General features: G+C 51.8%; 11 protein-coding genes. 1 reads left to right on the top strand and 10 read right to left on the bottom strand.

The window, feature by feature from the left end:
• Positions 1-270 precede the first annotated feature (270 nt).
• Positions 271-1,209 (top strand): hypothetical protein, encoded by a 939-nt coding sequence (locus tag ABIC22_RS11760; protein WP_354480953.1) that lies wholly within the window; start codon positions 271-273, stop codon positions 1,207-1,209.
• A gap of 458 nt (positions 1,210-1,667) precedes the next feature.
• Here ABIC22_RS11760 and ABIC22_RS11755 read toward each other — a convergent pair whose 3' ends face one another.
• The 10 genes from ABIC22_RS11755 to cobI form a co-directional block, all read right to left on the bottom strand.
• Positions 1,668-3,197, bottom strand: a complete 1,530-nt coding sequence (locus ABIC22_RS11755) for a DEAD/DEAH box helicase (protein WP_354480951.1) — start codon at positions 3,195-3,197, stop codon at positions 1,668-1,670.
• Positions 3,198-3,402: 205 nt separating this feature from the next.
• Entirely contained in the window at positions 3,403-4,851 is a 1,449-nt protein-coding gene (locus ABIC22_RS11750) for a SulP family inorganic anion transporter (protein WP_354480949.1), read from the bottom strand.
• A gap of 539 nt (positions 4,852-5,390) precedes the next feature.
• Positions 5,391-7,061 carry an ABC1 kinase family protein gene (locus ABIC22_RS11745; protein ID WP_127537314.1) on the bottom strand — a complete coding sequence of 557 codons (1,671 nt, stop codon included), beginning with the start codon at positions 7,059-7,061 and terminating at the stop codon, positions 5,391-5,393.
• Positions 7,062-7,442: a phasin family protein gene (locus tag ABIC22_RS11740; protein ID WP_127537315.1), complete on the bottom strand. Its 381-nt coding sequence runs from the start codon at positions 7,440-7,442 to the stop codon at positions 7,062-7,064.
• A gap of 72 nt (positions 7,443-7,514) precedes the next feature.
• Positions 7,515-8,153 (bottom strand): ThuA domain-containing protein, encoded by a 639-nt coding sequence (locus tag ABIC22_RS11735; RefSeq protein WP_095291082.1) that lies wholly within the window; start codon positions 8,151-8,153, stop codon positions 7,515-7,517.
• A 259-nt stretch (positions 8,154-8,412) separates the two neighbouring features.
• The gene (locus ABIC22_RS11730; protein WP_354480946.1) at positions 8,413-9,135 is read right to left on the bottom strand and encodes an SDR family oxidoreductase; all 723 of its coding nucleotides are present in this window, start codon (positions 9,133-9,135) and stop codon (positions 8,413-8,415) included.
• Positions 9,136-9,300: 165 nt separating this feature from the next.
• On the bottom strand, positions 9,301-10,803 hold the full coding sequence (locus tag ABIC22_RS11725; protein WP_354480945.1) for a cobyrinic acid a,c-diamide synthase CobB: 1,503 nt from the start codon (positions 10,801-10,803) through the stop codon (positions 9,301-9,303).
• Between the two features lie 105 nt (positions 10,804-10,908).
• Positions 10,909-11,997: a cobalt-precorrin 5A hydrolase gene (locus tag ABIC22_RS11720; protein WP_154894765.1), complete on the bottom strand. Its 1,089-nt coding sequence runs from the start codon at positions 11,995-11,997 to the stop codon at positions 10,909-10,911.
• The gene (cobM, locus tag ABIC22_RS11715) at positions 11,990-12,787 is read right to left on the bottom strand and encodes a precorrin-4 C(11)-methyltransferase (protein WP_127537319.1); all 798 of its coding nucleotides are present in this window, start codon (positions 12,785-12,787) and stop codon (positions 11,990-11,992) included. The genes ABIC22_RS11720 and cobM overlap by 8 nt, the downstream gene beginning before the upstream one ends.
• Positions 12,784-13,500 carry a precorrin-2 C(20)-methyltransferase gene (gene cobI, locus ABIC22_RS11710; RefSeq protein WP_095291300.1) on the bottom strand — a complete coding sequence of 239 codons (717 nt, stop codon included), beginning with the start codon at positions 13,498-13,500 and terminating at the stop codon, positions 12,784-12,786. The genes cobM and cobI overlap by 4 nt, the downstream gene beginning before the upstream one ends.
• Positions 13,501-13,511: the final 11 nt, after the last annotated feature.

The following is a 13,511-nucleotide window of genomic DNA, read 5'->3' as shown; positions in this document are numbered from 1 at the left end:
CTGGCATTTTAATTCCAACTATGGAAATATGATATAGTTATTGCCAGCAAACTGCAATATAACGAAACCTTGTTTCAGATTTACACTATTCTGCATAACAACTACGCCTAGAAAGGAATCGATTATGGTTACATACGGATGCCTCGCCATATTGTTTCTTTTTGTCCTTATAAAAGGAATCTCGCTCTTTTTCCAGGGCCGCAAACCCGTGAAACGGGAAGATACGGACCGTACCCTGTACACTATACTGAATGGTGAGCGTGATTAAGCATGAGTGCCAAACGAGTGGTATCCATCAGACCTTTTAACCGAACGACCTATGCTTATGAGAAGCTGCACGTCTGCACGCGTTGTGGACAATATACCTGCTTGTGGGAGGAGGAGTGTACCTCCTGTGGCCGCAGCGCCCTCGTTTCTGTCCAGCAGCGTGCCGGATCACGAGTGAAACGCCGGATTGCACGCGATCTGTTCCTTGCAATTATAATCGGAACCGCTGCCACCTACTTCGGTGAAACAACGGATCAGACCATGATGGCAGCCACCGTGACCCTGCTGCTGATCGGATGGCTCATCTTCATGCATCACCGTACTTTCCCTGCCCAGCGAAACCGGCAGATGAAGCGCATGTTATACGAAGATCGGGAAGAGATCCGTCAGGGGATCAACCGTAACTGGGCTCTCGTGGCCGAAGCCCGCAAAGAAGACGAGGCGCTCGCTTACGAGATGCTGCGCGAGATTGGATCGCTCGTCTATAATGACCGGATTCGCCTTCAGCAGGTTGCCCTGCTGCAATCCTTCGTGCTTCGAAGTGATATGGATCTGCAGCTCCAGCCCCTGCTGCTGCGCAGCTTCGAGCGGCTGCTCGCCGAATACATCGGTGAAATCGCCCGCCTTAAGCCGGAGCTGATTCGTGAAGATGCGATCCGGTATATCGCCACATACGAAGTTAATATTTTGCAGTTGCACAACGGAATTCAGATTCTAACTGCTGTAGCAGCCGCGGCTGTGCGCAAAAGCAAATATATTGAGTTATTCCCTAGTCTTATTACCCGTTACGCGCGCTTTATGCCCAAAGACCGGTTCATGCGTCTCTATCGTACGCTTGAGCTGTATCCTGGCAAGGCACGTGGCGGTTTGGCTGAATCCGTTGGGAGAGTATATAACGAGAAATATAGGGACAACCTTGCAGATGTTCATGTCCAGAGCTAACGCATGTCGGTTGCATACGTAAATTAGTGCAAACTCATTCCCCATATATAGACGAACTGAAATGGATGTATCCCTGCATACCTTTCGAGACTGGCTTGTACGCATGATTGTAATCATATAAGCTTCGATGAAAAAACACCCCATCCTTAGGTCTAGGATGAGGTGTTTTGATGTTTGGAAAATTTTTGTCTGGATACCCTCATATGCCGTATCTGCAACATTTATGATTTACACGTTGGTTGCTTCAACCATATTCATAAAAGTTATTACGATGTAAGGGAAATCCGGCAGTGTATAGGCATATCAAAAAAGGCCGCAACGAGATTCCGTCGCGACCCTTCATTGAGGACTCGGTACATCCGTGCCCGAGTCCTCTCGTATTCTCTCCATGCCGCTATTAGCTGCATGGCGTTCGAACTCATCGTCCAGCACGGCTGCCCTGTGCTGACGACAAGTTCTTACCGTCCGCGACGAGAATCGCGGCGGTCACTTTTGGCTGGTCCGCGCCCGCCTGAATTACGCTTGTCCGCAATGCGGCCAGCCCAGCCGCTGCTGCGCTCATCACCGCTGCGACCTGCACCGCGCCCGCCACGGCCACCTTGGCCTGCTGCACCGCGACTGCTGTCGCTGCTGCGCGCCGATCCGCGTCCTGCGCTGCGCTCATCGCCACTGCGGCCGCTGCTACGGCCACCGCTGCGTCCACCTTCACCACCGCGGGAACCACGGCCACCACGACCGCCTTCACTCCGGCCGCTGCGGCCTGCGCCGCGACGGGCACTGCCTGTTCCGGCAGAGCGTCCACCCGAACGTTCATCATTATCCTGACTGTTGATGGAACGTCTGGCTGCTCCGGTAGAGGCCACTGGACCCTCGCTCGTCCACTGAATGCGGGTCAGCTTCTGATTGGTTCCTTCCTCAATACGCGCTAGCTCCGGTCTGTCATGCTGCGTTGCAAACGTCACGGCAAGACCCGTTCCGCCGGCACGACCCGTACGGCCGATCCGGTGGATATAGCTCTCTGCGTCATGTGGAATGTCATAGTTGAATACATGCGTTACGCCTTCAACATCCAGTCCGCGTGCCGCCACATCGGTAGCCACGAGGATTTGCAGTTTTGCATCGCGGAAGGCTTTCATGACATTCTCACGCTTGGATTGGGACAGATCCCCATGAAGCTCGTCACTCTCGTATCCTGCTTCGCGCAGATCTTCATTCAGCTTGGATGCACGGCGCTTGGTTCGGCAGAAAATAATCGCCAGGTACGGGCGATACGTATCAATCATGCCGCGAAGCGCATCGAACTTGCCACGATCCGTACACTCCAGCACCTGCTGACGAATCTGATTGATCGGGATAACCGATTTCGAAGATACTTTTACATCCTCGGGATCTTTCATGTAATTCTTCGCCAAGTTGCGAATACCCTTCGGCATTGTTGCCGAGAACAGCATCGTCTGACGTTTATGCGGCAGTTCACGTAGAATGGTTTCTACATCGTCCAGGAAGCCCATGTGCAGCATTTGGTCCGCTTCATCCAGCACCAGCTTCTTCACGTTATCGAGCTTCAGCGTGCCACGGCGCAGGTGATCCAGAAGACGCCCCGGTGTACCGATGACGATCTGAGTCCCATTTTGCAGCTTGCGCAGCTGTTTCTCCACATCCTGTCCGCCATACACAGCTAGCACATGAAGCTTATCGTCATTGGCCGTCAGCTTCTTCGCTTCCTCTGTAATTTGCAGGGCCAGCTCACGCGTAGGGGCGATAATCAGTGCCTGTGGTGAGCGGTCCGATACGTTGATTTTCTGAATAATCGGCAGCAAAAAAGCCAGCGTTTTGCCTGTACCTGTCTGTGCCTCAGCAATAATGTCACGTCCGCCTAACAGTACGGGAATCGAGCGCTCCTGTACCGGTGTCGGCACGGCGATCCCCTGATGTTTCAGGATCTCGCACCATTCCGGGCGAATGCCCAGTTGTTCAAAGTTTGCCAATCGTTACACCTCTGTATGTTCATTTAGATAAGCCCATTTCAATGTATTCTTCCCCATGAAATGGATTTTCAAAAAGCAATCAGTCCGCCTGCTCTTTTTCTCCATACCGTGTAGTTTACACGTTTGTCCAGCAAAACAAAAGGGTACCGGACATGTTCCGGCACCCTTTTATTGTATTTCATGTTCCAGAGATCATTTATCTCCATTAACCATGGCTCTGTGAGACCGCAAACCCGCTTCTCTCCAGCAAACGCGAGCTTTCCTCGTTCAAGCCTCGGAGATGCACCGTTTTGCCCAGTTTCGCATATTTGAACTTCACCTTGCCGATGGCAACAACGGCCGTGTTATCCCAGATATGTGATCCGCCAAAATCAATCGTGATCTCCTCCGGATCCGTTTCGGCATGAAACTCATCCACGAAGCGGGATGAAGAGCCGAAGAAGAACGGACCGTGAACACGATATACCTTTTGACCCTGCTCCTCGCTGGCATGAACATGAATCTTGGCCTGTTTCCACCCAAAATGCAGGGCGCTAAGCACAACGCCGACCAGTACACCGATGGAAAGATCATTGGTGATGACGACGATCACCACCGTGACCACCATAACGAAGGCCTCTGCGCGTGGAACACGTGCAATATTTTTGACGGAACTCCAGTCAAACGTACCGATACACACCATAAACATGACACCAACCAGCGCACCCATCGGCACCTGTTTTACCACTCCACTGAGCAGCAGCAGCAGGATGGCTAAAAAGGCGCCTGCCGTAAAGGTGGACAGCCGTCCCCGGCCGCCGGACTTCACATTAATGACGGATTGCCCGATCATTGCACAGCCACCCATTCCGCCGAATAATCCGTTAACAAAGTTGGCAATCCCCTGACCGCGCACCTCACGGTTTTTGCTGCTTTTGGTCTCCGTCATTTCATCCACGATCGTAGCGGTCAGCAGGGATTCCAGCAAACCTACCAGCGCCATCGTAAATGAATAGGGCAGCAAAATCATCAGCGTGTTGAAGGACCACTCAATATTGGGCAGATGGAACATCGGGAGGGTACTCGTCAAATTCCCCATGTCGCCTACCTGCTTCACATCCAGATGGAACACCACCGTAATAATCGTCATGACGATAATGGCAATGAGAGGGGCCGGAACACCTTTGAAAAACCGTGGCAAAATATAAATGATGGCCAGCGTGCCTGCGACCATTGCATACATGATCCAGTTCGCACCTGTAAAATGAGTCAGCTGGGCCATGAAGATCAAAATCGCCAGGGCATTTACGAATCCGGTAAGTACCGAATGCGGCACAAACGTAATGAACTTCCCAACTTTAAAAATCCCTAAAATAAACTGAATAATTCCCGTCAATATCGTGGCCGCGAACAGATATTCCACGCCGTAATCCTTGACGAGGCCAACCATCAGTACCGCCATGGCGCCCGTAGCAGCCGAGATCATTCCCGGTCTTCCGCCTGCAATCGAGATCACAATTGCAATCGTAATGGATGCGTACAATCCGACCATCGGATCGACACCTGCAATGATGGAGAAGGCGATGGCTTCCGGAATCAGCGCCAGCGCTACCGTAATGCCTGCCAGCACGTCTCCGCGAATGTTGCCGAACCATTGTTGTTTTAACGTATTCATATGTTCTTGCCGTTCCTCCTACACCGTTAACCTCGTGGGTTGATTACCTGAAATGCAGCAGCTAGGCACGTCACTGACCAACCACGACAGGGCAGCACAAAACAGCGGAACACTCCCTCCGCATCATGACCTGTACGTGTTGATATAAGAAGCTCTTCATCCGGAATAAAAGATGTCCGAGATTCGCAGCTATCCTGCTTAATCCGTTCCAGTGCGTTCCACATGATTCTGTTACATCATTCAGGTTCGAGCTAAGAAGACATCAGAAGCCGACTCTTGATGTCACTGGTCTTCCCCTCTCAGAAAGACCGGGTCCGTTATGTACTGACCTATTATTATAGACAGGGCGATCCTTTTATACGAACAGGCTATATCTTCGCAAACGATAGATTATCCCTGGATTTCTCTTATTTTTATAATATATCTCGGTCATGCTCTGTTTATCTGTTTTATAGTTAATGTAATATTTCCCAGACCAAAAAAGCCGTTAACGCTCCTTCGCCAAGAAGCATTAACAGCTCTTTCCTGCCTTAATGTAACTAGAATCTTCCCGATTTGAAAATCGAATAGAGCAGAAAGGCCACCATCAGAATGGCAACCAGAAAACCGATCTCAATGACCGGAATATCCCACAGCATCGTTGACTGATGACTGATTGAGGAACCAATAATGAGTCCGACCATAATGATACAAAAGGCGAGCAGCACGATACTGAAGGACAGACGATTACTGATCTGGTCCAGCCTGCGCATCAGCGTGTCCAGTTCGGGTACGCTGACCTCAAGCCGCAGCTTGCCTTTACTGATAATGGAGGATAGCTGCCGGAGCTGCCCCGGCAGTCCGATCACACTCTCAGCCAGGTCTGCCGCACTGCGGAACAGCCGATTCTTGATTCGGCCCGGACTGAACCGGTCCTTGATCAGCTTCCGGCCGAAGGGTTCCGCCATATCCACAATGCTGAGCGATGGATCCAGATGTTCGATCACGCCTTCCATTGTGAGCAGCGATTTCCCCAACAGCACGATGTCGGCTGGCATGATGACCCGGTGTCTCTGCGCGACTCCGAACAGATCGTTAAGCGCCTGACCGACGCTGATTTTGGAAAAGGGAATATCATAGTATTTGCTGCGCAGCTTGTCCAGGTCATGATGGAGGCCACGGAGATCCATGTCATCAGGCATCATGCCCAGTTTCTCAATCGCCCGGATCATGCTGTCTGTATCCTTGCGCATCAACCCGATGATGAGCGAAGCCAGATGCTGCTTCATCTCATCACTCAGAGTGCCAACCATGCCGAAATCGATAAACGCCAGTCGGCCGTCTTTTAACACCATCAGATTGCCAGGATGCGGATCCGCATGGAAGAAGCCATGAATAAAGATCTGATTCAACAAGGAATCTACCAATCGCTGGGCAATGTCATTCAGGTCATGTCCACGTCTGACCAGTTCGTCACGGTCATTCAGCTTGATGCCCTCCACGTATTCCATGGTTAACACACGCGAGGAAGTCTGATCCCAGTAGATTAGCGGGATTTTGACCTTGTTATCCTGCTGGTACTGCTGGGCGATCTTCTCGGTATTCCGCCCCTCGACAGTATAATCCAGTTCAGCCATCAGCGCCTGGGCATACTCCTCTACCATCTGCGGAATCTGGTACTGCTTCACCCAGTCCCAACGCTTCTCCGCCATCGCCGTCAGCTCACGCAAAATATCCAAATCCCGCTGCACAATCCGTGAGATGCCGGGACGCTGGATCTTGATGGCGACGGCCTCTCCGCTTCGAAGCTTGCCCAGATGCACCTGACCGATGCTGGCTGCAGCCACAGGGGTATCCTCGAATCGGGAAAAGATCTCTTCCAGCGGTGTATCCAATTCCTGTTCCAAAATCCCCCGTGCCGTTTCCGAAGAGAAAGGGGGTACCTGATCCTGCAGCTTCACCAGTTCACGAATGACCGGCTCAGGCAGCAGATCCGCCCTTGTGCTTGCCAGTTGCCCCAGCTTCACGAAAGCCGGCCCCAGCTCCTGCAGCACAAGCCTGATCCGTTCACTCAGCGTTTTGGTCGTGTGTGCTTCACGTGACATCCACCGCCGAGGTATGGCCAGCAGCTGGAAAAGCCCCAATTCCTCGACCATATAACCGAAGCCATGACGCACCAGCGCCATGGCAATTTCCCGGTATCTGCCGACATGTTTAATTCGCACAGCCATCTACTCGATCTCGTTTCCTTTGTGCGGAGGAGGAACTTCAAGTGGAGCTGGGGATACATCTGGTTGCAGCTGTGGTGTGTGGCCCAGTTCGGCGAGCTTTTTCTCCAGTACAGCAACGCGCTGTTCCAGACTGGTCACATCACTCTCCGAAGGTACGCCTACTTCCTGAAGCACCCGCTTGACCTGCTCATGAATCACTCGCTTGAGCTGGCCCTGCTCTTCGTCGCCTCGTTCCATTAGACGCTCGACCAAGGCTTTGGATTCACCTGGCGCAAGTTCCCCGCGTTTGACCAGATCATCTACGGTTTTTTCGATTTTTTCCTTGCTTACTACGGTAAGACCCAACCCTAATGAGATCGCCTTTTTGAACAAATCGCTCATTCTTGTCATCCTCCTCTTCGTTGATCTCTATATTATACCCTTTATACCCAGCACAACAAAGAAGCGATCAGGTTACACGTATCGTGCTGCCCATTTGCCTGCCTGCAAAATCAGCTGGCGATAGGATTCGTGTGCAAAAGAAGGCACATGATGTCCTGGCATGAGGTATACAATCCGGCCTAATCCATAAGTATGTGCCCAAGCCGCAGGCTTAGGTCCGTCTTCAGTCTGGTATTCAAGTAGGATTGTGGTTTCGGCAAACGACCCAAACTCGAACAGGTAAGGCTCTTCTTCCATGGTGAATCCGGTAATCCCCTCGGTCACAGGGTGTTTATGTTCCGTTACGGTAAATTCCAGCGGTCCATACGGTGGATGATGCAGGAATTTCGCACCAATCATCTGCTTGAGTTCATAACGATTCTGAAGCGAAATCCCGTTATGTAGAATGACCAATCCGCCTCCATTGCTCACATAGGACAGCAATCCAGCTGTCTGCTGTGGAGAGACTTTCCCCTTCCAATCGTCCATATATGAGATACACACATCAAATCCCGATATGTTTTCCTGCAGCAGCATATTGCGATTCTCGCTGCACTGCACGGTCATGCTATCATGAAAAATACGGCTGATCTCCGCGTCAACATCCTGCAGCGGATGCCAGTCCGGATGTGTATAATCGCCGAGCAACAACGCCTTTTTACGATGGTCCATTAATAAAACTCCTTTCATGTTAAACCTATATAAAATGAGAAAAGTTTCTACACCGTTTCACTCCGATTGCAGAACCATCTTACGATCGCTGTTATCCCTAGATTTATTTGTATTCTTTTATTAATGAGAAAATCTAGGGATAAGCTTATGCTTCCGATGTAGCTTTCTTATTGAAAGCTTTCAGCGAGCACTTCGTTTCTCCAGATTGGTTCTGCTCTCTCCGTTATAGTGTAGAAGTAGACTCACTTTATAAACAAGATTACCAGGGAAGCTCATCCCCCTTGTAGTCTACATAGGCAGGCTGATCTCCCCTAAACTCCTTGTGGCGGTCAATAAGTGCTGCTATATGCTGAGCCGATTGTTCTGGCGTAAGGTCTGCGGCTGTGTTCAATTCACCGCTCATATAGCTCTGCACCCACCCGGGATGAATCAGCATGACCTGCCCACCTTCATCCTTGATCCCATTATGCACAAGCCTAGCCTGCATGTTTAGTGCAGATTTGGACATGCAGTAAGCGAACCAGCCATGTCTGTCGCACTGCTCAATACTGCCCGCCTCCGATGAGATGTCCACAATCAGCTTGCCCGTGCCCGCAAGAAGGAGGGGCAGCAATGCGTGAGTTACGCGCAGTGAACCCAGCGTATTCACGTTGAATACCTCCGCCATTTCGGCAAAGTTTAACGGCCCGCGGACATGATCCGTAATATTCCCTAGTATAGCCGCATTATTGATCAGCATATCCAGACGATCTGTATCCAGTTTGATGGTCTCGGTAAACAACGCAACGGACAGATCATCGGCAATATCCAGCTCGATGACCCGAAGATGCTTCGGATAAGCTTGCACGAGCAGACGAATCCCCTCAGAGCTCTCCATATCCAGACCTGCGGCATATACAGTATATCCTCTCTTCAGCATTTGTGCTGTCAGAGCCAATCCAAGTCCCCGGGCTGCCCCGGTCACACATACGGTTCTCACCATGCTTCCCCTCCCTATCCAGGCTGCTCTGTCTTTTAATTCATTCCACATGGTCAGGCAAAAACCTTTAAATGTAAACAGTAAAGCTTAACTTCACGACCAAAGTCTCATGATGTGATGAATGCAGGATTCTCTTTTCTTCTGTCACTCCATCTGAAAAATCTACACTTATATATGCTGACCACTTCTTCTCAGTCGGTATGACAGACAATGCTGCACCCATCTCCCTGCTGCACCTGGATGAGAACCGAGATGAACATGGGTATACCCGGCTACAACGTTACCTCTGGCATATCCCTCCTGCTTCATGCCCCGTAATCCCTTAGTCTCATAAGCATAGGGAATGTTTCCTTCCTCTTGGTAGGTCATGGTAGAGTAATGAAATTCATGGCCCCGAATCACCTCTCCTTTTTTCAACAAAAAGGAATCCTCTACAGCTCTGGCCTCACGATATCCGAGTGCTGCACGCTTCGCTTGCATCTGCACTTTGGCAGGTATAATCCCTGCCATGTTATAAGTTAGCCCTTCTCGGTTTGTTAACGTTTCGGCAAGCACCATATAACCGCCGCACTCCGCAAACAAAGGCATCTCACTGCGAACGGCCTCACGCAACCCCTCCAGAAACGAGATGTTATCTGCGATCAATGCCGCAAACTCCTCCGGGAAGCCCCCGCCAAGATAAATGCCATCCGCCTCAGTCGGTATGCCATCCCCTGCAAGAGGACTGAAGTACTTCAATCGGGCTCCTGCTGCTTCGAGCAGCTCCAGATTATCCGGGTAATAGAAATTAAACGCCGCATCCCGGGCAACAGCTATTACCGGACTGGACGAAGTTCCGCGTTCATCGGACTCGCCAGACGTGTTGTCTTCGCTGCACTTCAAATGGACACCAGCCCACATTGGATCTGTGTTTTGCCGTGAAACATCCTCATGGTTCATGATTAACTCTTCTTCTATGGCAGGTGCAGCCTTCGCTATGGCAATAATCGCATCCAGATCGGTGCCTTCCAGCAATGCGTCTGCAGCCCGCTCGAACAGAGGCTCCAACTCTCCCCGTTCAATGGCAGGGACCAGCCCCAGGTGACGCTCGGGAATTGACATGTCCTCCTCCCGTTTCAGCCATCCAACCACAGGAATGCCGCACATCTGCTCAATGGCTTTCTTCACAATACTGTAGTGGCTGGCACTTCCGCAACGATTGACGATGACACCAGCGATGTTAAGCTCCGGCTCCAGCTGCTGAAAACCAAGTACGATCGCGGCTGCACTTCGAGCCATGCTGCGGACATCCACGACCAGAATGACCGGAGTCTGTGTAATGAGAGCAATCTCCGCAGTAGACCCCGTATTGCTTAAGGGATCTTTGCCGTCATACAGTCCCATGACACCCTCAATAATAGAAATATCATGTCCCGCTGATGCTTTCGCAAATGCTTCTCTTACATACTCCGGAGACGTCATCCATGCATCCAGGTTCCGCGATGCCCTGCCCGTTACAGCCGTATGATAGGTTGGATCAATATAATCCGGCCCGCACTTGAAGCCCTGTACGCTCATTCCGCTTCGGGCCAACGCTTTCATCAGGCCCAGGGTCACCGTTGTTTTTCCTGCACCGCTCCCCGTTCCGGCTATGATCAGCCGTGGTCTGGCATGTTGATTTGAACTGCTCATGATCGATTTCCACCTTTCTTCGATATAACAAAACCGCACCTCTAAACGATGCGGCCTACATAATACCTATTTGCTTCATCGCTGAAGCGCATAATTTCAATTTTGTTAGTCAAAAGGGATTCGCGTTACGGAAATCGTCAGGTTTCCGCTCTTTTTCTTCTCCAGCAGCCAGTGGTCCGCTCCGGAAGACAGTAATGCCGCTGGCTCGCTTACACCGTAAGCTCCGGTATATTTAAATACCGTCTCCGACGGGTTCGGAAGCTTAACAGTATTCAGCTCGGCTGGCGTATACGTCACAAGTTCCCAGCCGTATTTGGCGCATAGAGCCAGCAGGCCTTCTTCATCCTTTTTCAGATCAATCGTGGCTATGTTTCTTACGCTTTTCACCGAAAGGCACAGCTCTTCCAATGTGGCGAGCATCTCCTGCTCCAGTTCTTCCATGGATGTGCCGCGATTGCAGCCCATGCCAAGTACGAGACTCTTCGGTCGATACAACACACCATTGGTCAGAAAACGTGTCTGTTCAGCATCGGTGAGCAGGCGGTCGCTAACCACAAGTGCCGCATTAAACGGAAACGACTCGGTTTCCTCCATGCTGCTGAAGACGCGGATATGATCCGGGACAGGCTTGTTATATCGCCACCAGTTCCGCTCTCCCGTCTCCTGAATCAGCGCAACCGGCTCCTCGTTAACAACCGCTGCACTGACTGGCGTGGCCTTGTCGAAGCTGTCCACGATCCAGCCCAGCTCCCGTCCGAACATGTCTACCGGAATCGTCCCTTGGACATCCGAAGCCGTTGTGATCACTGCGCGTGCACCGAGTACTTCCGCGACCTGACGAGTCAGTTCATTCGCACCGCCGAGATGGCCGGACAGCACACTGATGACATTCTCGCCGCGGTCATCAATGACCAGCACGGCGGGGTCGACTTTTTTGTCCACCAGCAGCGGGGCAATCATGCGGACTACCGCACCCAGAGAAATAAATAGAATGATACCATTGTAACGCTTGAACAGATCCGGCAAAATCAGCTTCACCGAGCCTTCAAACAGCTGATAACCCAGCTCTTCTTCATCCCCGCGGGCGAACTTGCTCATGTAATACACGTCCGTACCCTGGAATTGTCCAGCCAGATTGCGTACCATCTCCACGCCATGCTTCGTGATGGCCACGGCTGCAAACGGATTACTCACCGGACTTCACTCCTTTGCGATAACCATGAGTGAAGGATTTGTCATACAGCTTGGAACGGTGGGCATCCCGATTCACGAGATCGGGATCAAGCGCCCAGCCTGCCAGAATCATCGCATGCATCGTAATACCAGCGGCACGCAGATCAGCAGCCAGATTGGCGAGCGTAGTCCGTACAATTTTCTGATCCGGCCAAGTCGCCCGCTGCACCACTGCCACCGGTGTATCTTCGCTCCACCCTGCGGCGAGGAATTCAACCACGACTTTTTTCGCCAGCGTTGCACTTAGGAAGAGGGCTACCGTACAGTGATGTGACGCCAGATCACGCAGCTTCTCGCGTTCAGGCACAGGTGTGCGTCCTTCTGCGCGTGTCAGAATAACCGTTTGAGTCAGTTCAGGCACCGTTAGTTCCGCTCCAAGGGCTGCTGCCGAAGCAAAGACCGAGCTAACACCCGGGATGATCTCGTACTCCACGCCCTGCTGTTTCAGCAGTACCATCTGTTCCAGAATTGCGCCGTACATCGCCGGATCACCGGTATGCACACGAGCTACGCTCCGGCCTGCACGAGTGGCTTCACACATGAGTTCAACCTGCTGCTCCAGATCCATGCCGGAGCTTTGCAGCACTTCTGCTTCAGGCTTTGCCGTCGCAATCAGTTCATCGTTCACGAGGGAGTCGGTGTACAGGACCAGATCCGCATTTCTCAAAATGTTCGAGCCCTTCACCGTAATCAGTTCGGGGTCACCCGGGCCTGCACCTACAATATATACTTTCGGTTCCAGTGTTTTCATTTGCTCACCACCATCAGGCTCAGATATTCCAGCTCCTGCCCTTTCAGTTCACGGGCATCGCGCCAGACCAGTTCATATGGAGAAGTGACTTTGGTGACGACCGAGGCTTTACCCCCGAGACCCATCTCGTCCAGCAATTCAAGCATCGGGTCCAGCACCTTCGCCACTTTGATAAATACAATTGTATCGTGATGCTCAATTGCCTGACGCATCGCTTCCTTATCGGCAGTCGCGGGGATAATGCCCACCTGCTCATCACCGTCTGCCAGATGGATATCCAGTGCCGCTGCGGCGCCCAGTACAGATGAAATTCCCGGAATCGAAGCAATCGGTACCTCGGGATGCAGTTCACGCATCAGTCGTGCCAGATGAATGAAGGTGCTGTACAGGTTCGGATCGCCTTCGGTTACAAAGGCCACATCCTTCCCCTCCTTCAGCGCACCCCAGCAGGCTTCGACGGTTTTGCCCCACTCCCGTTCAAGGACAACCGGGTCCTTGGTCATCGGAAAGATCAGGCCGAGCATCTCTTTCTCTTCCGGGTTAACATACAGTTCCACGATTTCGTGGGCATACGATTTGCCGCCCTTGCGTTTCTTCGGATATGCCACCACCGGACACTCCCGGATCATTCGGTATGCCTTCACCGTAATCAGTTCCGGGTCTCCCGGCCCGACACCCACGCCATACAGCGTACCTACTGCTGCCGTACTCATGTTGTTTTCCC

The sequence above is a fragment of the Paenibacillus sp. PvP094 genome, assembly GCF_040546835.1.
GTDB lineage: Bacteria > Bacillota > Bacilli > Paenibacillales > Paenibacillaceae > Paenibacillus > Paenibacillus illinoisensis.
Note: the sequence above shows the minus strand (reverse complement) of the source record. Positions and strands in the feature narration are given on the sequence as shown.